The organism is Deminuibacter soli, assembly GCF_003412455.1.
Lineage (GTDB): Bacteria > Bacteroidota > Bacteroidia > Chitinophagales > Chitinophagaceae > Deminuibacter > Deminuibacter soli.
Genome location: NZ_QTJU01000001.1, coordinates 425147 through 451354 on the forward strand (window position 1 = coordinate 425147; position 26208 = coordinate 451354).

Sequence of the window (26208 nt, forward strand, 5' to 3'; positions counted from 1 at the left end):
AAAAGGCAGGAGTTTACGGATGCCAGTTAAGGCGTGCCGTATACCTTTTTACCGCCTGAATATGTGGCAATTACCTTTGTTTGCAGCACACTGGCTTCGGTCACTTCCATTAAATCCTGGTCAAGGATGGTGAAATCGGCTTTTTTACCTGCTTCGAGGCTGCCCACTTCTTTTTCGAGGAAATCGGCTTTGGCTGCCCAGATGGTCATACCCCGGATAGCCTGTTCGCGGCTCAGCGCGTTTTCAACCTGGAAACCACCGTCGGGAAAACCTTTGGCGTCTTTGCGGAACACTGCGGCGAGATAGGTTTTGAAGGGAGAAATATCCTCTACCGGGAAATCGGTGCCCAATGGTATCCAGCCATTCTGTTCGAGCAATTGTTTATAGGCGTAGGCAGTTTTTAAACGCTCTGCACCAAGTCTGTCAGCCGCCCAATACATATCGCTGGTGGCGTGCGTAGGTTGTACAGAAGGGATAATGGCAGCTTTCCCAAACAATGCCACATCATCCGGGTGAATGACCTGGGCATGTTCTATACGCCAGCGCTTATCGTTACCGTGCTGTAGATACTTGTTGTAAATGGTGAGTATAACCCTGTTGCCCGAATCGCCGATGGCATGCGTGCACAGCTGGAAATCTGTTTTCGACAACATGGCTGCGACAGAATCAAAATGTGCCTGGCTGCTCAGTAAAAAGCCACCCCAGCCCGGTTTATCGGCATAAGGAGCAATTAAACAGGCGCCGCGGCTACCCAGTGCGCCGTCTGCATACACCTTCACACCTTTTACAAAAAGACGATCGGTTTTATAGGGGCCTTTATTAAGATAGTGCGCGTAGTTGGCGGAATCGTCACTCAACATGGCATACAGGCGCATGCTTAATTTACCTTCTTTTTGCAGCGTATCAATCATATCAATATCGTGGTACATCAGGCCGCAATCGGTAATGGTGGTAAGTCCTTGTGCAAAGCAGCGCTGCTGGGCAGCGATAAGCCATTTTTCGTACTCGGCCTTTTGGGGTGTGGGTATTTTGGATGATACGCGCCTTACTGCATTATCTACCAGCACACCGGTTAATTTACCGTTGGCCATTTCAAACGTGCCACCGGCAATGGTTTCGCCGGGTTTTATACCGGCCAGTTCCAATGCTTTGGCATTGGCAATGGCTGCATGGCCATCTATCCTTTCAAGCAGTACGGGTTTATCGGGGTACAATTGATTGAGTTGCTCATTGGTAGGAAAAGCCTTGCCGGGCCATTTGTTCTGGTCCCATCCCCTGCCGAGTATCCAGGCTTCTGACCCATGTTCTTTGGTAAACTGCTGCACACGCTGTACCACTTCATCGAATGAAGCTGAGCCATACAAGGCAACTGCAAACAACGATTGGCCATAACCCACAAAATGTGCATGTGCATCAATAAAACCGGGGTATACGAAGTGATGCTGCGCATCTGTTTTTTCTTTGGAATCGTACGCGGCCAGGATGGCGCTGTCGCTGCCGGTGGCCAGTATTTTACCATCTTTCACAGCCATGGCAGAGGCAGTGGAGAAACTGCTGTCCACCGTATAAATACGGGCATTGTACACAATTAAATCAGCCGCAGTGCGGGAATGGCAGGCAGCGAGCAAGCTCAATAAACAAACAGACAAAACGGGTAAGCGCATAGCAATTGGTTGAAGCTGGAAGATAGAGAAAAGCTGCGAGCTACGAGCTGCAAGCTGCGGGCTTTTCGGTGGAATGCGCAGCCAGACCCATTCGCTTCGATCATTCATTATTCACTATTGACTATTCACTGTTTCGAGCGCACGATCTTGTAAATTTTGATGGCGCTCATGAGCAGGATGATGAACAAAATTAATCCTGCGAGGCCCCAAACGAAACTCATGCTTTGTTTTACTACAGCAAGCATTACGATGGCGATGAGGAAAATGGTAGCTACTTCATTCCATATGCGGAGCTGTTGCGAAGTGTAACGGAATATGCCATTGGATTGTTGTTTGAAAATTTTGTGCAGCGTGAAATGATATATGTACAGCAGTAAAACAAAAACCAGTTTTACCAGCAACCACCTGCCGGCCGGTTCAAACAATGCCTGGTACCAGTTGCCGGTAAATAAAACGGAAAGCCCCATGCATAAAGTGATCACTGCCGAGGGCCAGGTAATGCCGTACCACAGCCTTTTCATCATAATGCCAAACTGTTGTTGCAGCACGGCTTTTGCGGCTTCGGGCTGTGTGTTTGCTTCGGTGTTGTAGATAAACAACCTGGGCATATAAAACATACCGGCAAACCAGGTTACCACAAATATGATGTGTAAAGCTTTTAAGTAGGCGTACATAATAATTGTTAAACGATTGCAGTTATGCTAAAATCATTTCCTTGCTGCCTGCTTCTGCATATTCCTTCAGCCACTTTACTGCGGCATTTACCCAAAGCGGGTCTACATTCAGGCATGGTATCAGCGTTAATTCTTCACCACCTGCTTCAATAAAAGATTCCTTACCCTGCATGGCGATTTCTTCGAGTGTTTCGAGGCAATCGCTTACAAAGGCAGGACAAACCACCAGCAGTTTCTTTACACCTTCTTTCGGCAGTTCCAGCAGGCGCTGTGCTGTATAAGGCAGCAGCCACTGATCGCGGCCCAGGCGCGACTGGAAGGTTTGCTCTACCTTTTCTTTCGGGAGATTCAACCTGTCGGCCGTAAGCTTCGTGGTTTGCATGGTTTGGTGGCGGTAACAGGTAGTGTGTGCCTGTGAAGGCACATTACAGCAATCATTCACCTTCAAACAATGGGCACCCGTCATATCGGTTTTCTGTACATGCCTTTCGGGAATGCCGTGGTAGCTGAACAGGATTTTATCGTATGAGTTTCCTGCTACATAAGGGCGTATGCTTTCGCTCAGCGCTTGTATATAATCGGGGTTATTGTAAAACGGTTTAATGGTAGTGAGCTTAAAAGCGTAGTTGTGCTTTTTGTGTACCTCTTTCATATACTCCACTGCAGTTTCGTAGCTGCTCATGGCATAGTGCGGGTACAATGGGAAAAGAATCACCTCTTCCAGGCCGGGTACTTTCTTCAGCAGGTTTTCGTAAGCAGCCTGCGGCGTGGGGTTGCCGTAGCGCATGGCTATTTCAACCGGTTCGTCAAATTCAGGCTGAATGGCCTGTTGCAATTGTTCGGTTAAAACAATGAGCGGCGAACCGTTGGGCCACCAGATAGAGCGGTAAGCTTCGGCAGATTTGGGCGCGCGCAGCGGAACAATAAAACCGCGCACCAGTAAAGTGCGCAGCAGGAACGGCATATCAATCACCTTGCCGTCCATTAAAAATTCGTTCAGGTAACGGCGAACATCCTTCACTTCTGTTGAATCGGGAGAACCCAGGTTCATTAAAATTATTCCTCGCTTAGCCATGCTTACATTTTGTGCGTGCAAAAATAGGTTTAAATCAGCTATAAAGGGAACAGCGTTGCGTATATATGACAATAGCGTGAAAATTGCCACAGGATTAACTGATTCTACCTAATTTGCCGCATGTTTTTACCTGACGGCACCAATCAGCGTTTTGCCCTTGCAGCGCAATTTGTTCAATACACCAACACCCACCTGTTTATTACGGGTAAGGCCGGTACGGGTAAAACTACCTTCCTGCGTTATATACGCGAGCATAGCAACAAAAAAATGGTGATTGTTGCGCCCACCGGTGTTGCAGCCATGAATGCAGGCGGTGTTACCATCCACTCTTTTTTCACCATTCCGCCCGGATTGTTTGTACCTGGCAACAGTAATGAATTTAACAAACCCGGCATGGCGGTGTTGAACGAGCAATCGCTTTTTAAGCATGCGCGCTTCAACAGCGAAAAAAGAAAATTGCTGCAGGAGCTGGAATTGCTGGTGATTGATGAAGCATCGATGGTGCGTGCAGACTTGCTCGATGCCATGGATGTCGTGATGCGCTACTACCGGGGCAAACAGGATATTCCGTTTGGTGGTGTGCAGGTGTTATTTATTGGTGATCTTTTCCAGCTATCACCCGTAGCAGGCAACGAAGAATGGGAAGTACTGCGCAATTTTTACCAGGGGCCTTATTTTTTTGATGCCCACGCAGTGCGGCAATCGCCCCCGGTAGTGATTGAACTGGAAAAAATTTACCGCCAGCGCGATCATACGTTTATCAACCTGCTGAATAATATACGGCACAACCAGGCCGGCGCGGCAGACCTGGATTTTTTGCAAACCCGCTTCCTGCCAGGATTTGAAGCACCTGCAGACAAGCCTTATATTACGCTTACCACGCACAATTACCGGGCAGATGCCATTAACCAAAGCGAGCTGGATAAACTGCCTTCCACCGTGCATGAATTTGCTGCGGAAATAAAAGGCGATTTCAGTGAAAAATCATTGCCGGCGGATAAAACATTGTATTTAAAAGAGGGCGCGCAGATAATTTTTATCCGCAACGACAAGGGAGAAGCACGCCGTTTTTATAATGGCAAAATTGCGCAGATCTCGTCTATCAAAGAAGGGGAAGTGTATGTAAAATTCCCGGGATCTGAAGAGGAAATGCTGCTGGAGCGTGAGGTTTGGCGCAACATACGCTACGCATTGAACCCGGAAAAAAATGTAATTGAAGAAGAAGAAATAGGCTCGTTTGCGCAATATCCCATACGCCTTGCATGGGCCATTACCATTCACAAAAGCCAGGGTTTAACATTTGAACGCGCCATTGTAGATGCAGGTGCCGCCTTTGCGCCAGGCCAGGTGTATGTTGCACTGAGCCGGCTTACATCACTGGAAGGATTGGTGCTGCAATCGCGCATTTACCCGGAAAGCATACGTACCGACGAGCGCATTGTGCAATACACGCGGCAGGCGCAAACCGACGAAAGCATTTTGCAGGATATACTGGCCAAAGCGCAGCAAACTTACCTGTATCATACGTTGCTGCAGCATTTTAGTCTGGACACGCTGGCAACAGCCTGGCAGGAATTGTTCGACAGTTATGCACACCGCCAGATGCCTGACAAGGCCAATGCAGCCGTATGGGCGCAAAAAATATTAACGCAGCTGCTTACCCTGCAGGATACAGCCACCAAATTCAACAAACAAATAGCCTGGCTGGTAGCCACACAGGCGCCTGTAACCCAGCTGCAGCAACGCATTGAAGCCGCAGGCACTTATTTTACACCTGCGCTGCAAAACATCGCCGCACAACTCAAAACGCATATTGATGAAATCATCATCAAACAAAAAATACAGGCTTATTATAAAGACCTGGTAGCGCTTCGCGCGCTGGTGCAACGCAAGCAGCAGCAGTTACAGCAGGCCGCACAACTGGCCGCAGGCATTGCCAGGGGCGAGCAGGCAGGCTCATTACTCGGCGCTGTAAGTACTGCGCAGGCAGCTGCAACGCCCGATGAAGACACGCAGGTACTGGGCAAAGGCAGCAGTAAAAACATTAGCCTGCAACTGTTTAAATCGGGCAAAAACATCGCTGAAATTGCCGCAGCACGTGGCATGGCAACAAGCACTATTGAAACACATTTAACTTCATTTATTACCTCGGGAGAAATACAGCTGCACGAATTATTAACGGAAGAAAAAACTGCAGTACTGCTGGATGTGGTGACAAAAAACAGCGACAAAACACTTTCCGAGCTTAAAGAACTATTGGACGACAGTTATACTTATGCAAACATCCGCGCAGCAATGGCACACGTTGCATTGCAGCAGCACACAAAGCCGCAGCCTTAAGCAAGCCATGTTCCACGAATAAAGAAAAAGTAATACAGACACCAGTTTCTGTTAATCAGGAACCACAAAATCCAAGCGATTACTTGTTTATTTAAAAACCACCGAAAATGATGTACAACGCACGTTTTTTTTGTGTAATATCCGCGGGATTACAGGGTTAAACATGACAGAGAAATGACAGAATACGCTTTATTTTCCTTCTTTTTATGCAACCCCTGAAGCTACCTTTGCGTAAGTAATTAAGCAGGGTTAAGTACAACAGGCAAGCACATGGATTTCAACCACTTTTTTATAGCAGGGATCAACTACAAGAAAACGGATGCTTCGAGCAGAGGCCAGTTTGCCATACAACCTGACCAGTACACTTCTCTTTTACAAAAGGCAGCGTTGCAGGGCATCCAGGAAGTTTTTGTTTTAAGCACATGTAACCGCACAGAGATTTATGGAATGGCGCAACATGCAGGCGAGCTGGTTCAGCTGCTTTGCAATGAAACCACCGCAACCATGGAATCTTTTGAAGAGTTGTGTTACATTAAACAGGGAAAAGCAGCGGCCGAACATTTGTTTGCTGTAGCTGCCGGTCTCGATTCGCAGATACTTGGTGATTATGAAATTGTTGGTCAGCTGAAACAGGCGGCCAAGTTTTCGAAAGACCAGGGCTGCATCGGTACTTACCTTGACCGTTTGCTCAACATTGTATTGCAATCCTCCAAAGCTATCAGGACAAACACTGCACTCAGCGGCGGCACTGTTTCTGTTTCCTTTGCTGCCATACAGTTTCTGAAAGATCATGTGGCCGATATCAGCGAAAAAGAAATACTGGTACTTGGTACCGGTAAAATTGGCCGCAATACCTGCAAAAACCTGGTTGATTACCTGGGCACCACCAATATCACCCTGATTAACCGCACCGAAGCGCGTGCAGAAGAGCTGGCGAAAGAACTGAAACTGCGCCATGCATCGTACAGCTACATGGATGCAGCAGTAGCCAAGGCAGATATTGTAATTGTAGCCACCAATGCTGAGCAGCCCGTTATCACAACCGCACAGCTGCAGCACAGCAATCCCAAAATACTCATCGATTTATCTATCCCCAATAACGTAGCGCCTTCTGCAAAATCACTTGCACACATTACACTGGTGAATGTGGATGACCTCTCCAAAATAAACGACGCCACGCTGCAAAAACGTTTGGCTGAAGTGCCTAAGGCAAAAGCAATTATTGCCGAGCACATGGAAGAGTTCAGGGAATGGTACAACATGCGCAAAAACGTTCCGCTGATCAAAGCAGTTAAGCAAAAACTGATGGACATGCAGCAGAACGGTGAACCCGGGCTGGTAGAAGATGAGGCCATACAGAAAGTGATTAACAACATGGCCCTGAAAATGCGCAAGCAGCCCAATCCCGGCTGTGATTATATCGGAGCCATCACAGATTATATTACCGGCCGCGTTAACTAGCAGAACCCGCATGTCAAAAATTTTAAGAATTGGTACCCGTGACAGTCAGTTAGCCGTTTGGCAAGCCACCCTGGTGCAGCAGCAGTTGTTACAGCTGGGTGTGCAAAGCGAGCTGGTGTACATAAAAAGCGAAGGCGATATTGACCTGGTAACCCCGCTGTACGCCATTGGCGTGCAGGGCGTGTTTACCCGTACGCTGGATGCAGCCTTACTCGGCAATAAAATTGATATTGCCGTACACTCAATGAAAGATGTGCCAACCCAACTGGCACAGGGCATACAACAGGCCGCTGTATTACAGCGCGCCAGTTACAAAGACCTGCTGGTATTTAAAGGCGATACTTCTTTTTTAAACGATGCACAAAGCACCGCAGTTATTGCTACCAGCAGCATACGCCGTAAAGCCCAGTGGCTTAGCCGTTACCCCAACCACACCATCGAAAACCTGCGCGGCAATGTAAACACCCGTTTACAGAAAGTAGCGCAAAACCCATGGAACGGCGCCATTTTCGCGGCAGCCGGCCTGGAGCGCATTGCTGTTCGCCCGGCCGAATCAATTGAGCTGGATTGGATGCTGCCTGCACCTGCGCAAGGCGCCATTATGGTGGTTTGCCGTGAAAACGATACTGCAGCTGCAGCAGCCTGCGCACCGTTACATCACCCCGCAACAGCCATTTGTACCCGTATTGAGCGCGATTTTCTGAAAACACTGATGGGTGGTTGCTCTACCCCTATCAGCGCACTGGCACAGATACAAAATGACACCCTTTATTTTGAAGGAAATATTTTTTCGCTGGACGGCAAACAAAAAGCAGAAACAAAGAAATCAGTACCTTATACCCCCGAAAACCCGCAGTTAACCACCCTTGGCACAGATGCTGCCAGGGAAGTATTGGCTGCCGGCGGAAAAACAATAGCCGAAGCGATACGCAATGCCACAGTCTAAAGTAAACATATTGTGTACACGCGCGCTCGATATGCAGCTGGTACAAAAAGCAGCACACAAAAATATCGGGATCGACGTAACCACATTTATTGAAACCATTCCTGTACGCACAGAAGAAGTCGCTACACTGGTACAGCAATATTCACTGCAAAATATTGTCGTTGTTTTCACCAGCATGAGCGCGGTAGAAGCCGTGATTATGCAGCTGAACATTAAACCCAACTGGCAGATTTTCTGCATGGGCGGTGTTACCAAAGACCTGGTGATCGATTTTTTTGGCAATGCCGCTATCATTGGCACTGCGCGCAATGCCACTGTGCTGGCCGAAAAAATCGCCTCGCACGAGCACATTAAAAAAGTCGTGTTCTTTTGCGGCGAACAACGCCTCGACGATTTACCCGAGCTGCTGCACCACCACCAGATTGAAGTGGTAGAAACAGTGGTATACATGACCCTGCAAACACCACAGCTCATCGAAAAAAATTACGACGCCGTGATTTTTTTCAGTCCGAGTGCAGTACACAGCTTTTTTTCCATGAACACCATTCCCATTACGGTAGTGTTGTTTGCCATTGGCAAAACCACGGCAGCCACCATTCAAACCTATTGCACCAATAAGGTGGTAATAAGCGAATGGCCCGGCAGGGAACAGATGATTGACCTTGCCATACAGTATTTTACCCAGCAATAAAGCATCAAACCAAGGCATATGTTACAAAACGATTTGTTATTACGAACACTGAGAGGAGAGCAAACTGAAAGAACACCCGTGTGGATGATGCGCCAGGCAGGCCGTTACCTGCCGGATTACATGAAACTGCGCGACAAATATTCTTTTTTTGAACGTGTGCAAACCCCTGAACTGGCTACAGAAATTACCCTGCAACCAGTTGACCAGGTAGGTGTGGATGCTGCCATTATTTTCTCTGACATATTGGTGATACCGCAGGCCATGGGCCTGGAAGTACAGCTGATTGAACAAAAAGGACCACTGTTGCCGGATCCCATCAAAACCATTACCGACTTAAAGCGTGTGCGCGTACCTGATGTGAATGAAACACTCGGTTATGTATTCGACGCGCTGAAGTTAACCAAACAGGAACTCAACGGGCGCGTGCCCCTGATTGGTTTTGCCGGCGCTCCATGGACATTGCTTTGCTACATGGTACAAGGCAAAGGCTCTAAAACATTCGACGAGGCAAAGGCCTTTTGTTATACACAGCCCGAGCTGGCACACACACTGCTGCAAATGATCACTGATACCACCATAGCTTACCTGAAAGGCCAGGTAAAAGCAGGGGTGGATGTGGTACAGATATTCGACAGCTGGGGCGGCCTGCTGAGCCCGGATGATTTTGAACTGCTGTCGCTGCAATACATTCGCCAGATTGTAGCTGCACTGAAAGAAGAAGTGCTCACCATTATTTTCGCCAAAGGTGCATGGCATTCACTGGAGCAAATGACTGCCACCGGCGCACATGGCCTGGGTATTGACTGGTGTGTAACACCACAAATGGCACGCAAACTGGCAGGCCATAACATAACCCTGCAGGGCAACTACGATCCTGCGCGTTTGTTATCACCCATTCCTGAAATTGAAAAATCTGTCACCAAAATGCTGCGCGATTTTGGTCCGGGCTACCATGTAGCCAACCTGGGTCATGGCATATTGCCCAATGTTCCGGTTGACCATGCCAGGGCTTTTGTAGACACTGTGAAGAACTTCAGGCACAGCTAATCGCTGCGCTTACCATACGCCCCGTTACCTGCAACACCATACCATGCGTAACGGGGCTTTTTTATGCATAATTCCTTTGCTTTAACGTATTGATTACAGAATAATGACGATTGCCCGGGATTAGTTAAATAATTTTGCAGCCTAAACAGGAAACGATGAAATACAGACTAGTCTTATACTGCAGTATGCTACTTTCCCTGTTTACTGCACCCGTTTTTGCGCAGGATCAGCAGCTCACTGCACTCGGCAGCAGTCTTGAAAACTACACCTATCCCTACCCCGTACACTACATTAACCTCACCATACAGGGCGAAGACGTAAAAATGGCCTACATGGACGTGCAGCCCGCTAACCCCAACGGCCACAACATACTATTGCTGCATGGCAAAAACTTCAACGGCGCCTATTTTGGTGAAACAGCCAAAGCACTCATTGCAAAAGGTTACCGTGTAATTATTCCAGACCAGGTAGGTTTTGGCAAATCAACCAAACCCAGCCATATTCAATACACCTTTCAACTACTGGCGCAGAATACCAAGGCCATACTCGATACCCTGGGTATTACCCGTACAGCCGTGCTCGGCCACTCCATGGGTGGTATGGTGGCTACCCGTTTTACATTGATGTACCCCGCCATAGTAGAAAAATTTATTCTCGAAGATCCCATTGGCCTGGAAGACTGGAAACTGAAAGTACCTTACCAGAGTGTTGACAAATGGTACCAAAGCGAGCTGAAGCAGGACTACAACAGCATCAAAAAATACCAGCTGGAAAATTATTTTCACAACGAATGGAAACCCGCATACCAGCAATGGGTAAACCTGCAGGCCGGGTGGACGTTAAGCCCCGAATACCCGCGCATAGCCTGGAACTCCGCCCTGCTGTACGACATGATTTTTACACAACCCGTTTGCTACGAGTTTGAACAAATACACGTACCTACCCTGCTCATCATCGGCCAGCTTGACCGCACAGCCCTTGGCAAAGCCAATGTGCCCGAAGACGTACGCAAAACCATGGGCAACTACCCTGCACTGGGTAAACTTACCCATAGCAAAATAGCCGGTTCAAAACTGGTTGAGCTGGATGGTGTAGGCCATGTTCCGCATATCGAATCATTTAACCGTTTTATAGAACCATTGTTAAGCTTTTTGCAGCAATAGCAAATACCCGCCAATGAGTACAGTAAGCACTTTAACCAACAGCAGCGTATTATTCAAAGACCAATGGATTGGTTTTATTCACGATCTACAAAACCGCATATGCACCGCACTGGAAACAGCAGATGGCAAAGCCCGCTTTATAGAAGATGCATGGGAACGCCCGGAAGGTGGTGGCGGCAAAACTAGAGTGATCAGCAACGGCAATGTATTTGAAAAAGGCGGTGTAAACAGCTCCGTGGTATTCGGTGAAGTAACCGATGCCATGCGCAACCAGCTTAAAATAAACGGTCACAGCTGGTTTGCCTGCGGCCTCTCTATTGTATTACATCCCATCAATCCTTTTGTACCCACCGTGCACTGCAACTACCGCATGTTTGAGTTGTACAATAAAGCAGGCGAAGTAATGGACCGCTGGTTTGGCGGTGGCACCGATCTTACTCCTTACTATCTTTTTGAAGAAGATGCACAGCATTTTCACCAAACCTATAAAGACACCTGCGACGCATTTGATACCGGCTTTTACCCTGCATTCAAAGCCACCTGCGACGATTACTTCGTAAACTGGCACCGCGAAAAAGAGCGCCGTGGCATTGGTGGTATTTTCTACGATTACCAGAAGCCCGACGACACCAAAGACCTGCAGTTCTGGTTTAATTTTGCGCAGGCCTGCGGCAATGCATTCATCACGGCCTATGTGCCCATAGTTGAAAAGAGAAAACACATGCCCTACACACCCGCCAATAAACACTGGCAGGAAATACGGCGCGGCCGCTATGTTGAATTCAACCTGGTACACGACCGCGGTACCATATTCGGTCTCAAAACCAATGGCCGTATAGAAAGCATACTCATGAGCCTTCCGCCCACGGTACGCTTTGAATACAACTATCAGCCCCAACCCGGCAGCGAAGAAGACAAGCTGTTACAGGCCTGCCTGCATCCGAGGGAGTGGGCTTCGCCCGTGAGTGGTGAGTAGTAAGTAGTGAATGATCGTAGCGAATTTTAAGGTGAATAACAAAATGTGAGCAAGATGTAACATCACTCACCACTCACTACTCACCAGTACTCCAACAACGATATATAAGTAAACCTCCAAATCAGCATAAGATGTACTTACAAAGAAGAAACAGGATTTTAAGACAAACCCCCGCTATACGTGCGTTGGTGGCTGAAACAAACCTGACCCCCAACGATTTTATTGCCCCTATTTTTATTGATGAAGGATCTAATATACAAACCGAAATAGCCTCTATGCCCGGCTATTATCGCCGCTCGCTCGATCTCACCGTGGCCGATTGTAAAGAGCTGTGGGCAATGGGCATTAAAAGCGTTTTACTGTTCATCAAATGCAAGGATGAACTGAAAGACAACAAAGGCACCGAAGCCTGGAACCCGGATGGTTTAATGCAGCGCGCTATCAAAGCCATCAAAAATGCCATACCGGAAATGGTGGTAATGACCGACGTGGCGCTTGATCCTTATTCAGAATACGGCCATGATGGTATTGTACACAACGGCGAAATAGTCAACGACGAAACCGTTGAAGCCCTTGTTAAAATGAGTGTAAGTCATGCACAGGCTGGTGCAGACATTGTTGCCCCCAGTGATATGATGGACGGCCGCATTGGCGCCATTCGCCAGGGTTTGGAAGAAACCGGTTTCACTAAAACAGGCATACTCGCTTACAGCGCCAAATACGCTTCGTGCTTTTACGGGCCCTTCCGCGACGCATTGGACAGCGCTCCCGGCTTTGGCGATAAAAAAACTTACCAGATGAACTATGCCAACCGCATTGAAGCCATCAAAGAAACCATGATGGACATTGAAGAAGGTGCAGACATTGTAATGGTAAAACCGGCAATGGCCTACCTCGACATCATCCGCGAAATAAAAAACACGGTTGATGTTCCTGTGAGCGCCTACCATGTAAGCGGCGAGTACGCCATGATTAAAGCCGCAGGCAAAATGGGCTGGATAGACGAAAACAAAGCCATCATAGAAAGCCTCACTTCCATTAAACGCGCCGGTGCAGATTTAATCGCCACCTACTTCGCGAAAGATGCGGTGAGGTTGCTGGGATAGCGGCGTGAGTGGTGAGTAGTGAGTGGTGAGTTTTAGAACTCAACTTTTTAAGTTAAAACATTTGCAAACCAGCATATTTCAGAATACTTTGGCGGCTTAAAACACCACACATGTTTCTACAATTAGCTCACACCAGGCTAACCACTTACGCAGCTTCACGTCAACTTGTAATTGAATGCTATAAAATAACTGCAGCATTTCCCGCAGATGAACGCTTTAATCTTGTTTCACAAATAAGACGCGCAGCACTTTCTGTACATTTAAATCTTGCAGAAGGATCATCAAGGAAATCAGCATTAGAAAGAAAAAGATTCTATGAAATATCCAGAGGCTCTGTCATAGAAGTAGATACTGCACTGGATGTTGCAGCTGAATTAAATTATATTGACATAAAAGAAACAGACCAGCTAGGAAGCTGTATTCTTAAAACATTTAAACTAATATCGGGTCTGATTAGTCAAGTTTAGATAGTGTAGCCAAATTAGTCACTGACTACTCACTACTCACAACTGACCACTCAATACTCACTACTCACCAACCATGTACAACAATAGCAAATCCCTCTTCGAACGCGCGCAGCAGAGCATTCCCGGCGGCGTTAACTCGCCGGTAAGGGCCTTTAAAAGTGTAGGCGGAACGCCGGTGTTTATGAAAAAGGCCAAAGGTGCTTATATGTTCGATGAAGATGGCAACCGTTATATAGATTATATCGCCTCGTGGGGGCCGATGATACTTGGTCATGCCCACCCTGCCGTGGTAAAAGCCATACAGGAAAAAGCAGCAGATTCCACCTCGTTCGGCGCGCCTACTGAACTCGAAATCGAAATGGCAGAACTCATCCGCAGCATGGCGCCCAATGTTGACCTGGTACGCATGGTAAGCAGCGGCACTGAAGCCTGTATGAGCGCTCTTCGCCTGGCACGCGGTTATACCGGCCGTAACAAGTTCATCAAATTTGAAGGCTGTTATCATGGCCATGCAGATTCTTTCCTGGTAAAAGCAGGCAGCGGTCTGGCCACGTTTAACATACAAACCGTACCTGGCGTTACCGGCGGCGTATCAAACGATACGCTAACCTGCGCCTATAACGATTTACAGGCTGTAGAACAATTAACCGAAGAACATCCTGATCAAATTGCTGCCATTATAGTAGAACCAGTTGCAGGCAATATGGGCTGTATACTGCCTGCTCCCGGCTTCCTGGAAGGCCTGCGCAGCATCTGCGACAAAAAAGGTATAGTGCTGATATTTGATGAAGTAATGACCGGCTTTCGCCTTGCAGCAGGTGGCGCACAGCAAAAACTGAATGTAGATGCCGACCTTGTAACATACGGCAAAGTAATCGGTGGCGGTATGCCCGTAGGTGCATTTGGCGGCAAGCGCGCAATTATGGAAAAAATAGCACCACTGGGCAGCGTATACCAGGCAGGTACCTTAAGCGGCAACCCCATTGCCATGATTGCCGGCTATACCCTGTTAACCGAGCTGAAAAACAACCCCGGCATATACACCGAACTGGAACAAAAAACAGCCTACCTGCATACCGGCTTACAGCAGGTACTGGAAGCTGCCGGCAAACCGTTTGTTATTAACCGCTTCGGCAGTATGATCAGCGTACACTTCAGCGATCACGCCGTTACTGATTTCACCACCGCTGCAACAGCCGATATTGAGTTGTTTAAAAAATATTTCCATGCCATGTTAAAACGCGGCATCTACCTGCCACCCAGCGCCTTTGAAAGCTGGTTCTTAAACAACGCCCTCACCACCGAAGACCTAGATGTGACTATCAAGGCTACCAAGGAGAGTTTGGAGGAAATCTTATAAGATGGTTGGATGGTTTATAGCCAGATGGCTAATGATATTTTTAAAGGCCGGTTGCATGCAACCGGCTTTGTCTTTGTATTGCAACCATGAGGCCATTAAGCAATCAAGCCATCTTCGAAGTTAACCCAGGTGCATCACCAGCAAAAAACACCAGCTTAGCTTTACTGTATCAAACTAAAACATACAGTATATGAAAACAGCAACAGCTAAAACAGCATTTACATTAACCTTTATTACAGGCGCATTACTGGTATTCATTGGCGCGCGGTTTTTATTACTGCCCCGGGTGGCAGAACTGGCTTTTGGAATAGATGTAAATACCGGCAGCAACTTCTCCTTTCACTATATTAAAGGTATACGTGATTTGTCTGTAGGCATCGCCATATTAGCCCTGTTATTCGCGCGTAACTGGCAGGGATTGGGTATTGTATTGCTGGTGGCATCCCTGGTACCTGTTGCAGACTTTTTAATTGTATTAAATACTCCGGGGCATCTAACTGCACGGTTATACCCGCATGCTACAGCTGTGGTGTTGGGATTGGTATTAGGTGCTTATTATTTGTACGCCGGTAAAAGACAGGTACGGGCACAAGCAGGAAGCTAATCATGACCTTGCAGGTGATCAAACTTCCACCGGCTTCAACACATAATTCTTCACCGTATCACACAAGTGATCAGCGTGATTAAAAATATCATCCAGCGAGGTTAGTTCATGCCGCGTTTCAACCTTGTCACTGTTAAACAAACCGATGTATTTTTTACTGCTGTTAAAATGCATGCGGCAAACCGGCTTACGGTTATTGTCTTCAAACAATATGGCAAAGTATGATTGCGCATCCCGGTAATTAATTTTACCAACCGGTACCACTTTACGCAGTATAGACTTTACAATGTTAAAGGCATCCAATTCTTCCTGCGTTGTTACAATCTTGTTCTCTGCTTCAGCAGCAACAGCTTCAATGGCATCAGGCGCAGCTTGTTCCGTTTCTTCTTTTTGCAAAGCAGATTTAAGGCGCTCTGTAATTAAATCATTCACGTATATCTGAAACGCTTTTTTAGTCAGCTGTGTAAATTGATCGAGTACCTTTTGCGTTAATATGCCTGCTGTATACACCTGGCGGGCAAAATGCCGGGTAAAATCCTGTGTAGGGCCATTAAACTCCGTATTCAATATGGCCTTTAGCTGACCTACATATTTTAGCTCACTGGCGGTAGAGACAATATTATCGGTATCAAAATAGGTTTTGTGAAACTTCTTCAGTTCCTCAATCTGGTTGTCTTTTATATCCCGCAGGTCGAAAGTGAAAAAAGGCTTTTCATCCATCTTGTTGGGTTCATCCAAATCAGTATAAAACCGACACTCAAAGCCATTGGTAAGGATAGAAAACTTGGCTTTGGTAGTATGAAAGTAGCGGAACAACTGGGAGTTGTGCGGGTCCAGGTTGCTTGACCAATGTTTGCATTCAATTAATATAATGGGCTGGCTATCTTTTACAATAGCATAGTCTACCTTTTCACCTTTCTTAATACCCAGGTCTGCAATAAATTCGGGGACTACTTCCAATGGGTTGAATACATCGTACCCTAAAGCCTGTAAAAAGGGCATCACAAAAGAATGTTTGGTAGCTTCTTCGGTTTGCACCAATTCTTTGTGCTTTACAATGCGGTCTGCAAGTTGTTTAATAGCATCTTTAAAATCCATAAGGCGGTTGTTTTGGTATAAGACAAATAAACTGCAAATCCCGCGGGTATATTTACGGTTTCCCGTAGCTATGTTCCTTATATATAAACCAACAACCATTAAACCGTGAAGCTATTATGCCCGGCTTTCAACCATACAACAATCCATCCACCAAACAATTCCCCTGGCACAAAAACAACGGGGTTATTGCATACACCATTAATGATGGCAGAAAAGTAAAAGTGCTGTTTAGCAAAGAAAGCAGCGGTACCAAAGTAACAGAGACTTTTAAGGCAGAAGACATGCACTCAGTAGAATGCAGCAGGGTGGGTGGCAGGCGATAGTAGACAATTTTAAAAAGTATACCGAAAACAACTAACACTACTGCCGGTATATAATGGTAAAGGCTGCCTCAACAATGTTGGGCAGCCTTTTTATTGGGGCTATGCTCAGTAAAAGCAATGGTTGAGGCCCGCCGCAAAAGCCGTTTGCAGGCTGGGCTTATGGGCAAGGCCCCAACACGTTTTGCTATTCACCTAAAAAGTTGATGGCATTTTTTACAAACTCATCAGCATATTGAAACAACGCTGCATGGTTAGCATCGGGGAAGATAACGACGCGGCCGTTCTGCACTGCCTTTGATAAATTAACTGCGTTGGCAATAGGTACCAGCATATCGTTTTCGCCGGACATGATTAATACCGGCTGTGTAACCGCTTTCAGCTCTGTTAACGCATTGGGATAAGGTTGTCCCCAGGCCAGTACTGCTGTTAAGCCTGCACCGGTGCTTGCTTCACTAACAGGCGTATCGCGGTTAACAGTACGTTTGTTTACACGTGCATATACTTGTTTGCCTAATGCTATGCTGGCCTGTGAATCAGTAAAGCCAAGTTTCAGGAACTGGTCTTCTGCACTAAGACCTGCAGCTGCGCCAATTACATTAGGCAGGTTCAGCAAACCATCTGCGCCTTTAGGACCTGTACCACTCAATATTACTTTGTTAACCAGCGAAGGCTGTGTAAGCAATATTTGTTGTGTAATAAAACCACCCATTGAATAACCCAGCAGGTTTACTTTGGTATAACCCAATGCTTTGATAAAAGTTACCGCATCATTGGCCATGTCGGCAATAGTGGTGGGCGTAGTGCCGGTAGACGAGCCTACCCCTTTGTTATCGAACAGGATTACCTTATAATGCTGCGCAAGTCCATTGGTGAGTGCAGGATCCCAATCATCCATCGAAGCGCCGAGGTGTGATAACACGACCAATGGTGTACCTTGTTGTTTACCCAGCACGCGGTAAGCGAATTTAACACCACCTGCTTCCACAAACTGGGTGGTCGCTGTTTGGTGATAGTCAATCGCAGTACTATCCGTGGTTTTGGTAGGCAAATCATCTTTTGCGCAACCAATAGTACCGCTGGCAATGGTAATAGAAAACAGTATGGCTAAAATTGAACTCCTGATGCTGATAGCTGCTTTTTTGTTTTTCATCGTAGTGCGTTTTTGCTTGTGTTTGTGTGTTTGATGATGTAAAACTATACCCACCAACGCAGCAGCAACACCACGAATGCCGTAAAGCAGGCTAAACAAACCGCGAAACGGGCAATGGCCCCATTCAACCCTTGTCACTATGCATGGTTGCAATGATTGTTTGATAGTTGTTCAGCTTGAATACAAGGCATAAAAAAAGCCGGTTGTAGAACCGGCTTTACCTATAACAATTAAGCCCGCAGGCCATTTAACATTATTTCTCCTTCTCTTTCAGCCTTTTCAGCAACTCCGTTGCAGGCACTTTACCGTAGTTACCCTCCAGGTCGCCCACTACCATGTCAATGCCTTTGGCTGCATTTTCTTCAATGAGCTTACGAACAGCTTTATCAGTAGATGCCTTCACACTTTTTGCCAACTCATGAATGGGCATATTTTTAATGTCCATAGTTCACATTTTGTATTTGAATGATGTTATAAAGATACGGATTCGTCAATTGTATAGTAAAACCCTTTCCACCCTCCGCAATAAGCTCCATGGCCTCAAATATGTTCCCATTTATCAACCATTTGTCACACAATTGAATAGATAAGTTAAACAGATTGTATATGCCCCTATAGTATCGGCGCTCTATTATTTCTTCCGGTATGTTATGGCCACCATTGGCAACGCGCCCTTGTACACGATACATGGCAAAACCTGGTGAAGGCAGCCAATAGAAAAACAGGAATATAAAGTACCCGTTTTGTTTAGCACGTTCAATAAATGCCTTGTATAGCCAATGTTGTTTCAAAAGCAAAATCTTTATGCTGATCAAGCAATTCATTCATGCGGCGTAGCATAATGCGACCCGCCTCAATAGCAACTGTTTCGGGATTGCCGGGAGATAATTCGGCTGCAATAATATCCGCATTTACAAATTCTTTGCACTCAAATATTTCTGTAAGCAAGATAGTACTCGCCGTTGTTTTACCGGCACCATTGCATCCCGCAATAATATATAGGTTAGGCATACGGCAAGTTAGCAAGCGCATTCAGTTCAGCACTGTTCATTACTGCAGGAATGCATTTGTTTGTAATCTGAACATCAATTATCTACAAGGCACCGCTGTAAAACAAACAGGCCGGTTGAATGGTCAACCAGCCTGCTTTAAAACTTACCCGCAATTACAGTTACGGCAACATAATATCATCGTTAATCGTAAGTACATTTCCCGCGGTAATGGTTATAGTACCTGTTACATGTGCATATGTTTGCGTGGCATCAATCGTATAGGTAAGTGAATAGCCCGAATAAGCTATATTACTACCGGCCGCTGTTATATTAATCTTCATAACATTTCCACCGGTTGTTACACTTGCACCATAAAATTGAATGCCATATGGCGCCTTTTTAACCGCGCCCAGCAAAAAACCTGGCGGAGTGTAAGGGTCAGTATCTTTTGTCGCAGACATACCTGTTGGTGATGTATGATCTCTTACTACCTTGCCTCTAACTTCAATTACTCCACCCGATCCATTAGATGATGCTAATGGCGCAGGGTACGCTACAGAACCAGGCGCATCATCAAGAGAGTTATAATACTTATTTAGTTTGTCAAAATAATCACTCACCTGATCCTGCGTAACGGCTCCTGGAAACGTAGGTATAAGCACGTCAAAATATTCTCCATTTACGTTTCCCCAGGCAGCATCTGGTGGAGTAATACTATTTACAGAATTAACGGTAGGTATAGGCGCCCCGTCATAAATCCCACCAGGATCGCTATCAAGCGGATGTGGTAAAATCGAACCAAAAGTAATACCTCCGTTATACCCATAGGTAGTGTAGTAATTACCGTTAGCGTCTTGATTAATCCAAACCCTGTTGGGCTCTGCCTGCCTGGCTACAGTTCCGCCAGAAGTAATATCCGTTTTCTTACAAGATGCGGCAAACAACATAAGGCTGCCAAGCGTCGCCGCTAAAATCAAGTTTTTTCTCATGAGCATAATAATTATTGGTTAGGAAAATGTACAGACATATAAACACACCACGGCATACAGCACCAGGCGCACATATACACTATGCGCACAGGCATGCAATCGCAACAAGCGGTTAATCAAAATCAATAAACAGTAGGAAAACTAGATGTAACAATTAAACAACGAAAACAAATATGCTACGTTTGGTTTTGTAGCGAAAGACGCAGTTAGTATTGGTTTTTCAGGTGTCATGGTTATTGGTTGATGTTTTAAAAGGCATTTCGAATATAATAAAGAAATATATAACGCACCAAAATTTATTTCATCTGGTTAACACGTAAAACACAATATTTATCGCTAACTCATTCAGTGTTACGTACAAAATATTTTCATAAACAAAACAGCCGGCTGAACATTCAGCCGGCTGCTTCTATAAACAATTAAACAATCAAACCATTCAACCATCAACTACAATGACTGCAGAAATTTCACCAGCCTGCCACGGTCATCTTTCGATAACTGCATAAAACCTTCTTTCGATTGCTGTGCTTCCCCGCCATGCCACAATATGGCTTCTTCCATGGTGCGGGCACGGCCATCGTGCAGGTAATAGGCTACACCGTTGGCATTTGTTTTAACCAGTAATCCTAAACCCCACAACGGCGAGGTACGCCATTCGCGGCCGGTGGCCAGGTAATCGGGGCGGTTATCAGCCAGGTCATCACCCATATCGTGCAGCAGCATATCAGTGTAAGGATGTATGCGCTCGCTTCTTAAACCAATGCTTGCATTGGCAGCTGTTTGTATGGTTGCACGGTGACAGGCTCCACAATTCAATTGTGTAAACAGTACTTCACCTCTTTTATTATCTGCATCCAACACATCCCTGCGTGCAGGTACTGACAGGGTTTGCACATAGTAGGTTACATAATTCAGAATACTATCTACCAGTTCGGTACCCACATCGGTGCCAGGTACTGCGCCCATCTGTGTTTGTCCCAGTGCGCTTTCAACAGGTGTAATGTAGCTGGTTACACCCATATCCTGCTGGTAAGCGCTGGCTACCTGCAACGCGATGGTGCTGGTATTGGCTTTTACACCAAAGCGGCCCAGCTCTTTGCGTTTGGTATAAGGATCGTACACATAGTTGGCTTTACCGGTAATACCATCGCCGTTTTTATCGCCTGCATCCACAAACGATAAAATGGTTTGCTCCGGTATGTTTTCCAGCAGGCCCATGCCTACCAGTTTAGGAGCAAGCCTGGGAGATAACAGGTAGTTACCGGGCAAGGTGGTATATGCATTGCTGAGTGTGTAGGCCGGTTTACGCAGCGTGGTTACACTGCCGTCAGGATACACCACAGGCACATCGCTATAGGCAATGTTTAAACGCACTTCGGGCGTGGCGCCCAGTACAGCCTGATCCTGCAGCTGCACACCAAAACCCGGTGCTGCCAGCGGACCGCCATGCTCATCTTCACCCGGTATACTGATACGCATCAGCATGCCTGAGTTGGAACCGCCGAAGGTGGGAAAGCCCTGGCCATCGCCACGGTGACAGTTAATGCACGAGATGTTGTTGAACACCGGGCCTAATCCTCCGAAGAGTTTCGCAGGCGGTGCAACAAATACCTGGTCGAAAATAGCATCGCCCTTGTCGTGCACCTGTTGCTGCCGTGCAGATAAATCACTCATCGATTGCTTGAATGCCTGCGATGAGATATCGAATACGGTACAGGAACCACCACTCAGGCGATCATCAAACTGATCGCCTGGTAATGAATCTGCTTTATGGCACATGCTGAATCCCAGCACAAATACACAAAGCGTTGATATGATATAGAATTTTTTCACTTGTTCTGATCTCTTCTGTTGTAGGGTTTAATCCTGCACGTTGGCAACAATAAATGGCTCCAGCTTATTGCTTAAGGTTGCCGCCAGGGTATTAATCTGGTTCATCACTGTTTGCACCTGTGTACGTTGATTGTATACCGCTTTTTCGTAAGTAGTGGTAATGTTATCAAACGAGTTCACTGCAGCTGTAATCTGCGCCTGTATCTGGTTGTCGAGGTCTTTGTTTTTAGCAGCAACCAGGTCTTTCAAACCCTTGCCACCGTTAAGGCCCATGTATACGTTCTGCAGGCTGATGATATTGTCTTTGAAATCGCTGAGTGTGTTGTGCGAGTATGGCGATTCACATTTGCTTGAATCACTCGGGTTAAACGGATCCAGCATTTTGCCGTTACCTACTTCATTACAAATACCGCCCATACCATTATCACCTACCAGGTCTAAAAACAGGTCTTGTTTCTTTTTGTAAGGCTCAGCACCTTTACCTGCATTCAGTACGTCGTTGGCATAACCGTTTTTCCAATCAGCCAGCAGCGGTTTAATATTGTTGTTCAGCATATCGGCGCTCAGGCTTACCAGGTACTGTTTTTTGCGTGCATCCAGTTCGCTGGCTTTACGGATACCACCATTGCCAAACAGCAGGTATTCAATGGGGTGATAACCACGCAGTGTTTGTGCCAGGTTCTGCACATCAGCTACCTGCAGGGCATTGTTACTGGCCAGCAGGGAATCCATCTGGTTATAATCGGTAGGCCATGTATCAGTGTTGGGGTCATAATCGCCGCCTTCTACAGGTCCAATCAAAAAGCCTTCGCTTCTTTCCCAGGTACGGCGTAACGATTTCCAGGCAGTTTGTGCCAGCAACAGGTTGGCATCTGTTGGGTTGGCGTTTAATACCTGGATAGCGCTGTCAAGCGTAGTACCGCCGGCAACCATGTTGGTGTAAGTAGGCAGCGCCACATTGTTTACGAAATCAGTCACTACCTGCGATTCCAGTGTTTTGAAATCAGTCGTATTAGATGGTGTGCTGTCATTTTTAGAACAGGATGCGAACACCATTACTGAAAAGGAAACGAGTGGTATAAACAGTTTTTTCATGTTGAATTATGCTTTCTTTATATGGATGATCAGTTTATCGTTGTTGATGGTTGTAGCGTAACGCTCCAGCGGTTGTTCTGCCGGACCTTTACGCACTTTCCCGTTTTTATCAAACTGGCTGCCGTGTAATGAGCAGGAGTAGCCGTTGCCCGTAACATTCAGTTGGTTTTCCTGGTGCGTGCATTGCAGCAACAATGCCTGGTACGTATTGTCTTCTTTTTTCTCCACGGCAATATCGTAATACCAGCCATTGGGACGTACAAACTGCACCGGTGCCTGCTGCGTAAACAGGTTCAGGGGTATTTCCACCGAGTTGTTCAGCACAGGCGATTTATATACGCTGTATTTGGCACCTGCACAGCTGTTAAGCAGGGGCAGCAACATTCCTGCAGCTCCCAGCAGGCATACATTACACGATGATTGTAAAAATTGTCTGCGCTCCATGGTTCCTGTTTTAAAAAGAATAGCCGATGCCAATGTTTAAGATGGAATTGTTCTGTTTATAAGGCAATGCATTGGGTGGCGGGTTAATCACCAGCGCACTGTTCTGCGGGCCTGTATGCACCAGCCTTACGTCTGCCTTAATTACCACGTTGGGTATGGGCAGGTAACCAAGGCCGGCAACTATATGCGTTTGTTTCAGGGTGGGGTCTTCCAGTCCTTTCTGTATGCCGGCAACGCTTGAATTCAGGTTGAGCATTTCACCGCGCGCAAACACAATCAGCTGGTCTTCTTTGCGACGTTTGTACAACAGGTCGTAGGCCAGTTCGGCATACGCTCCGTACATGCCGGTAGCAAGGTTTTTACCATAAGCCTGGTATACTTTATCTGCATCAGGATAGCTGATGTAGGTGCCCAGCGCTTTGGCAGAAAAGCCGTTGTTGCTATACTGCACATCTGCCTCGCCCAGGTATACCGGTGTGCCAAAGGCGCCGCTGTTTAAACCAAGACTGTCTGCACTGTGTGGCGATAAACCAACCGTTCCGCCTGCATATCCCGATACCTGGAATTTAAAGTTGTTCACCAGGTATTGCAGCGAGCCGGTTACTGCCAGGTTGTTGGCCAGCGCTACGCTGCCCTGACCAATGCCACCGCCTATACCGCCGCCATGTTCAAAGTTGGCGCTGTTTAAACCGTTTACCACGGCAATAGAATAGTTCAGCGGCAGGCGGTTAAGCGAGCCGTAAAAACCCACACCTACTTCACGCCAGGTAGTGGGTATAATTTCCTGCTCTACAATCGGGCGTTCCACACCATTGAAGTTTACAGGCAAATGGTTTTCGTTTACAATACCAATACGCGGTGTAAACAAACCTGCTACGATATATTGCTTGGGATTGAGGTTAAACCTGAGATAAGCCTGCTCCATGGCTACATTGCCTTTGCCATTGGGACGAAATTCGTCGCTGCCATCATTGGCAACTACCGCGTTTTCTACTTCCAGCTCTGAGAAGAAGGCGATTTTTGCGTTGAACTGGTGGCCTACAAATAACACGGCCCTGTCTAATGCAGCGGTGGCCTGGTGAAGGGTAAAGTTTTTCTGGTAAAGGGCACTTCCATAACCCGAAATAACAGTCTTGTTTTTTTGAACACCGCCGGCGTTAAGGGAATCTTCGTTGGTCATCACCAACTGCTGGGCCTGGGTTCTGTATTGGGAAAAAGTAGTCGATGCACTCAGCAGAAGACCGAGTAGCGGTAAAGTATACTTCATGTTAGTGATTGCTTGCGGGCAAAAGTAATGCTGTACGCTTCCTTCCGGTTTACGGAATCGGGAAACGCAGTTTACGGGATGCGGAAAAACCGCGCCGTACCAGTAAAATTGCCATGGTGATCGTTGATTTATGCTGGTTCACCATGTCCAAACACGTAGCATGTAAGCCTACCGGCTTATTCAACAATAGCCGGGGTGCCGGAAGTAGTTTTGTCCAGTGCCTTTGCAGGCTTTTTTGTTTTCTTCCGCTTATGCCACCATACCAGGAAACCGGTCACCGGCAAACTGGCACATATTAAACAGGCGATAAACGCAATTATTTTCCCCGCCAGCCCACCTACTACACCCACATGAATGTCATAATTCATTTCGGTGAGTTTTTCTCCTGCATTGCGCTCGCGGCGGTTGCGGCGGTACAACAGTTTACCGGTATATTGGTCAAACTGCAAATCGTCGCGGTCGTAGTAATTCTCTTTGTCTTTGTATGCGTAGGCATAAATAACACCTTCTTTTGCTTCGGCAGCGCCTATACCAATTCTGCGCGCATCGGGTGCCAGGGCAAAGGCGTTCTGCAGTGCTTTATCCAGGCCGCTGTTTTCAGCAACCCCGGGTACAATAGCCGATTGTTTGGTTACGTATTCCGGTGCTTTGGTAGTGCCTGCCGCTACGGCATATACCACGTTGTTGAACCACTGAAAGGCAAATACCATCCCGGTAAGTGCCAGTACCAGCGCTATCAGCAGACTGTAAAAGCCCAACACATTGTGCAGGTCGTAGTTCAGCCGTTTGAATTTGGCGCTGAATTTTATTTTAAAGCTCCGCTCACGCGTACTCTTGTTCCATTTCCTGGGCCACCACAATACCAGCCCCGTAATCAGCAGTATCACAAAAATCAGCGTGCTGTATCCCACAATGGGCTGACCGTATTTGGTGTTCAGCAACAAGCTCCAGTGTACGTATTTCATGATAAACAGGAAATCGTACTTGTAATCGCGCCTGCCGGTTATCTGCCCGGTATAGGGGTTTACAAAAACCGATTCATAATACTGCAACCCGCCAAAATAAGTTACAGCGCTGTCGTTTTCCTTATACGCCATAAACTCCCAGGCCTTATCCGGCTCACGGTAAGTGGTAATGCCTTCTATCGGCTTTGCCGCCCCCAGCGCGTGCTGTGCTTTTTCACGCAATACACTAAGCGGTATAGTAGCAGTTTGCTGTGGTGTTACAAAAAAAGCCTTGCGGTATACCACATTCGAAATCTCTGTTTGAAAACAGAAAATACAGCCCGATACACATACAATCAGCACCACAATACCCGATGCCAGACCCAGCCACAAATGCAGCTCGCCAATTAACCAGCGCAGCCAGGATTGCCTGTGCTTCCTGGCTGAGAGAAATCTCCTTTTTTGCTCGGTATGATGCTGAACTTTACTCATTACTATC

The 26208-nt window shown here is 46.7% G+C and carries 25 protein-coding genes; 12 read left to right on the forward strand and 13 right to left on the reverse strand.

The window, feature by feature from the left end; translation table 11 throughout:
• Positions 1-26 precede the first annotated feature (26 nt).
• The 3 genes from DXN05_RS01745 to hemH all read right to left on the reverse strand — a co-directional run bounded on the left by DXN05_RS01745 (position 27) and on the right by hemH (position 3413).
• Positions 27-1664 carry an amidohydrolase gene (locus DXN05_RS01745; protein ID WP_116845483.1) on the reverse strand — a complete coding sequence of 546 codons (1638 nt, stop codon included), beginning with the start codon at positions 1662-1664 and terminating at the stop codon, positions 27-29.
• 125 nt (positions 1665-1789) lie between these two features.
• A complete protein-coding gene (locus tag DXN05_RS01750) occupies positions 1790-2338 on the reverse strand; it encodes a CopD family protein (RefSeq protein ID WP_116845484.1) in 549 nt (182 codons plus the stop codon).
• A gap of 22 nt (positions 2339-2360) precedes the next feature.
• Positions 2361-3413 (reverse strand): ferrochelatase, encoded by a 1053-nt coding sequence (gene hemH, locus DXN05_RS01755; protein WP_116845485.1) that lies wholly within the window; start codon positions 3411-3413, stop codon positions 2361-2363.
• A 120-nt stretch (positions 3414-3533) separates the two neighbouring features.
• Here hemH and DXN05_RS01760 point away from each other — a divergent pair, with 120 nt between their 5' ends.
• The 11 genes from DXN05_RS01760 to DXN05_RS01810 all read left to right on the forward strand — a co-directional run bounded on the left by DXN05_RS01760 (position 3534) and on the right by DXN05_RS01810 (position 15574).
• Positions 3534-5753, forward strand: coding sequence for a helix-turn-helix domain-containing protein (locus DXN05_RS01760; RefSeq protein ID WP_116845486.1), 2220 nt, complete (start codon positions 3534-3536; stop codon positions 5751-5753).
• 270 nt (positions 5754-6023) lie between these two features.
• Complete coding sequence (gene hemA, locus DXN05_RS01765; protein WP_116845487.1) at positions 6024-7214, forward strand: glutamyl-tRNA reductase; 1191 nt, start codon at positions 6024-6026, stop codon at positions 7212-7214.
• Between the two features lie 10 nt (positions 7215-7224).
• A complete protein-coding gene (gene hemC, locus DXN05_RS01770) occupies positions 7225-8160 on the forward strand; it encodes a hydroxymethylbilane synthase (RefSeq protein WP_116845488.1) in 936 nt (311 codons plus the stop codon).
• Complete coding sequence (locus DXN05_RS01775; RefSeq protein ID WP_116845489.1) at positions 8147-8851, forward strand: uroporphyrinogen-III synthase; 705 nt, start codon at positions 8147-8149, stop codon at positions 8849-8851. Before hemC ends, DXN05_RS01775 begins: the two co-directional genes overlap by 14 nt.
• 18 nt (positions 8852-8869) lie before the next feature.
• The gene (gene hemE / locus DXN05_RS01780; RefSeq protein WP_116845490.1) at positions 8870-9898 is read left to right on the forward strand and encodes a uroporphyrinogen decarboxylase; all 1029 of its coding nucleotides are present in this window, start codon (positions 8870-8872) and stop codon (positions 9896-9898) included.
• 155 nt (positions 9899-10053) lie between these two features.
• Positions 10054-11061: an alpha/beta fold hydrolase gene (locus DXN05_RS01785; protein ID WP_116845491.1), complete on the forward strand. Its 1008-nt coding sequence runs from the start codon at positions 10054-10056 to the stop codon at positions 11059-11061.
• A 13-nt stretch (positions 11062-11074) separates the two neighbouring features.
• A complete protein-coding gene (hemF, locus tag DXN05_RS01790; RefSeq protein WP_116845492.1) occupies positions 11075-12037 on the forward strand; it encodes an oxygen-dependent coproporphyrinogen oxidase in 963 nt (320 codons plus the stop codon).
• Positions 12038-12168: 131 nt separating this feature from the next.
• Positions 12169-13143 carry a porphobilinogen synthase gene (gene hemB / locus DXN05_RS01795; protein ID WP_116845493.1) on the forward strand — a complete coding sequence of 325 codons (975 nt, stop codon included), beginning with the start codon at positions 12169-12171 and terminating at the stop codon, positions 13141-13143.
• Between the two features lie 110 nt (positions 13144-13253).
• Positions 13254-13610 (forward strand): four helix bundle protein, encoded by a 357-nt coding sequence (locus tag DXN05_RS01800; RefSeq protein WP_116845494.1) that lies wholly within the window; start codon positions 13254-13256, stop codon positions 13608-13610.
• A gap of 73 nt (positions 13611-13683) precedes the next feature.
• Entirely contained in the window at positions 13684-14970 is a 1287-nt protein-coding gene (hemL, locus tag DXN05_RS01805) for a glutamate-1-semialdehyde 2,1-aminomutase (RefSeq protein WP_116845495.1), read from the forward strand.
• A gap of 190 nt (positions 14971-15160) precedes the next feature.
• Complete coding sequence (locus DXN05_RS01810; RefSeq protein ID WP_116845496.1) at positions 15161-15574, forward strand: DUF4267 domain-containing protein; 414 nt, start codon at positions 15161-15163, stop codon at positions 15572-15574.
• An 18-nt stretch (positions 15575-15592) separates the two neighbouring features.
• On the opposite strand, the gene DXN05_RS01815 is transcribed toward DXN05_RS01810, so the two are convergent.
• On the reverse strand, positions 15593-16672 hold the full coding sequence (locus DXN05_RS01815) for a type I restriction endonuclease (RefSeq protein WP_116845497.1): 1080 nt from the start codon (positions 16670-16672) through the stop codon (positions 15593-15595).
• Between the two features lie 116 nt (positions 16673-16788).
• Here DXN05_RS01815 and DXN05_RS01820 point away from each other — a divergent pair, with 116 nt between their 5' ends.
• Positions 16789-16995, forward strand: a complete 207-nt coding sequence (locus DXN05_RS01820; protein WP_116845498.1) for an SRPBCC family protein — start codon at positions 16789-16791, stop codon at positions 16993-16995.
• A gap of 184 nt (positions 16996-17179) precedes the next feature.
• On the opposite strand, the gene DXN05_RS01825 is transcribed toward DXN05_RS01820, so the two are convergent.
• The 9 genes from DXN05_RS01825 to DXN05_RS01865 all read right to left on the reverse strand — a co-directional run bounded on the left by DXN05_RS01825 (position 17180) and on the right by DXN05_RS01865 (position 26201).
• The gene (locus DXN05_RS01825; protein ID WP_116845499.1) at positions 17180-18145 is read right to left on the reverse strand and encodes an alpha/beta fold hydrolase; all 966 of its coding nucleotides are present in this window, start codon (positions 18143-18145) and stop codon (positions 17180-17182) included.
• A gap of 253 nt (positions 18146-18398) precedes the next feature.
• A complete protein-coding gene (locus tag DXN05_RS01830; RefSeq protein ID WP_116845500.1) occupies positions 18399-18590 on the reverse strand; it encodes a hypothetical protein in 192 nt (63 codons plus the stop codon).
• Positions 18591-18901: 311 nt separating this feature from the next.
• The gene (locus tag DXN05_RS24875) at positions 18902-19177 is read right to left on the reverse strand and encodes a hypothetical protein (protein ID WP_211329957.1); all 276 of its coding nucleotides are present in this window, start codon (positions 19175-19177) and stop codon (positions 18902-18904) included.
• A gap of 139 nt (positions 19178-19316) precedes the next feature.
• Positions 19317-20126, reverse strand: a complete 810-nt coding sequence (locus tag DXN05_RS01840; protein WP_147313809.1) for a hypothetical protein — start codon at positions 20124-20126, stop codon at positions 19317-19319.
• A gap of 447 nt (positions 20127-20573) precedes the next feature.
• Positions 20574-21959, reverse strand: a complete 1386-nt coding sequence (locus tag DXN05_RS01845; protein WP_116845502.1) for a di-heme oxidoreductase family protein — start codon at positions 21957-21959, stop codon at positions 20574-20576.
• Between the two features lie 27 nt (positions 21960-21986).
• Positions 21987-23054 (reverse strand): imelysin family protein, encoded by a 1068-nt coding sequence (locus tag DXN05_RS01850; RefSeq protein ID WP_116845503.1) that lies wholly within the window; start codon positions 23052-23054, stop codon positions 21987-21989.
• Between the two features lie 6 nt (positions 23055-23060).
• On the reverse strand, positions 23061-23498 hold the full coding sequence (locus DXN05_RS01855; RefSeq protein ID WP_116845504.1) for a ubiquinol-cytochrome c reductase iron-sulfur subunit: 438 nt from the start codon (positions 23496-23498) through the stop codon (positions 23061-23063).
• Between the two features lie 10 nt (positions 23499-23508).
• A complete protein-coding gene (locus tag DXN05_RS01860; RefSeq protein ID WP_147313810.1) occupies positions 23509-24765 on the reverse strand; it encodes a hypothetical protein in 1257 nt (418 codons plus the stop codon).
• Positions 24766-24941: 176 nt separating this feature from the next.
• The gene (locus tag DXN05_RS01865) at positions 24942-26201 is read right to left on the reverse strand and encodes a PepSY-associated TM helix domain-containing protein (RefSeq protein ID WP_116845506.1); all 1260 of its coding nucleotides are present in this window, start codon (positions 26199-26201) and stop codon (positions 24942-24944) included.
• Positions 26202-26208 lie beyond the last annotated feature (7 nt).

What these genes read in the sequence shown, in the direction of transcription:
- hemE (WP_116845490.1), top strand. Translation starts at nt 8,870, where the DNA reads ATGTTACAAAACGATTTGTTATTACGAACACTGAGAGGAGAGCAAACT.
- DXN05_RS01785 (WP_116845491.1), top strand. Translation starts at nt 10,054, where the DNA reads ATGAAATACAGACTAGTCTTATACTGCAGTATGCTACTTTCCCTGTTT.
- DXN05_RS01820 (WP_116845498.1), top strand. Translation starts at nt 16,789, where the DNA reads ATGCCCGGCTTTCAACCATACAACAATCCATCCACCAAACAATTCCCC.
- DXN05_RS01800 (WP_116845494.1), top strand. Translation starts at nt 13,254, where the DNA reads ATGTTTCTACAATTAGCTCACACCAGGCTAACCACTTACGCAGCTTCA.
- hemH (WP_116845485.1), bottom strand. Translation starts at nt 3,413, where the DNA reads ATGGCTAAGCGAGGAATAATTTTAATGAACCTGGGTTCTCCCGATTCA.
- DXN05_RS01810 (WP_116845496.1), top strand. Translation starts at nt 15,161, where the DNA reads ATGAAAACAGCAACAGCTAAAACAGCATTTACATTAACCTTTATTACA.
- DXN05_RS01750 (WP_116845484.1), bottom strand. Translation starts at nt 2,338, where the DNA reads ATGTACGCCTACTTAAAAGCTTTACACATCATATTTGTGGTAACCTGG.
- DXN05_RS01825 (WP_116845499.1), bottom strand. Translation starts at nt 18,145, where the DNA reads ATGAAAAACAAAAAAGCAGCTATCAGCATCAGGAGTTCAATTTTAGCC.
- hemB (WP_116845493.1), top strand. Translation starts at nt 12,169, where the DNA reads ATGTACTTACAAAGAAGAAACAGGATTTTAAGACAAACCCCCGCTATA.
- DXN05_RS01840 (WP_147313809.1), bottom strand. Translation starts at nt 20,126, where the DNA reads ATGAGAAAAAACTTGATTTTAGCGGCGACGCTTGGCAGCCTTATGTTG.
- hemF (WP_116845492.1), top strand. Translation starts at nt 11,075, where the DNA reads ATGAGTACAGTAAGCACTTTAACCAACAGCAGCGTATTATTCAAAGAC.
- DXN05_RS01830 (WP_116845500.1), bottom strand. Translation starts at nt 18,590, where the DNA reads ATGGACATTAAAAATATGCCCATTCATGAGTTGGCAAAAAGTGTGAAG.
- hemC (WP_116845488.1), top strand. Translation starts at nt 7,225, where the DNA reads ATGTCAAAAATTTTAAGAATTGGTACCCGTGACAGTCAGTTAGCCGTT.
- DXN05_RS01850 (WP_116845503.1), bottom strand. Translation starts at nt 23,054, where the DNA reads ATGAAAAAACTGTTTATACCACTCGTTTCCTTTTCAGTAATGGTGTTC.
- hemA (WP_116845487.1), top strand. Translation starts at nt 6,024, where the DNA reads ATGGATTTCAACCACTTTTTTATAGCAGGGATCAACTACAAGAAAACG.
- hemL (WP_116845495.1), top strand. Translation starts at nt 13,684, where the DNA reads ATGTACAACAATAGCAAATCCCTCTTCGAACGCGCGCAGCAGAGCATT.
- DXN05_RS24875 (WP_211329957.1), bottom strand. Translation starts at nt 19,177, where the DNA reads ATGCGCTTGCTAACTTGCCGTATGCCTAACCTATATATTATTGCGGGA.
- DXN05_RS01745 (WP_116845483.1), bottom strand. Translation starts at nt 1,664, where the DNA reads ATGCGCTTACCCGTTTTGTCTGTTTGTTTATTGAGCTTGCTCGCTGCC.
- DXN05_RS01860 (WP_147313810.1), bottom strand. Translation starts at nt 24,765, where the DNA reads ATGAAGTATACTTTACCGCTACTCGGTCTTCTGCTGAGTGCATCGACT.
- DXN05_RS01855 (WP_116845504.1), bottom strand. Translation starts at nt 23,498, where the DNA reads ATGGAGCGCAGACAATTTTTACAATCATCGTGTAATGTATGCCTGCTG.
- DXN05_RS01865 (WP_116845506.1), bottom strand. Translation starts at nt 26,201, where the DNA reads ATGAGTAAAGTTCAGCATCATACCGAGCAAAAAAGGAGATTTCTCTCA.
- DXN05_RS01760 (WP_116845486.1), top strand. Translation starts at nt 3,534, where the DNA reads ATGTTTTTACCTGACGGCACCAATCAGCGTTTTGCCCTTGCAGCGCAA.
- DXN05_RS01815 (WP_116845497.1), bottom strand. Translation starts at nt 16,672, where the DNA reads ATGGATTTTAAAGATGCTATTAAACAACTTGCAGACCGCATTGTAAAG.
- DXN05_RS01775 (WP_116845489.1), top strand. Translation starts at nt 8,147, where the DNA reads ATGCCACAGTCTAAAGTAAACATATTGTGTACACGCGCGCTCGATATG.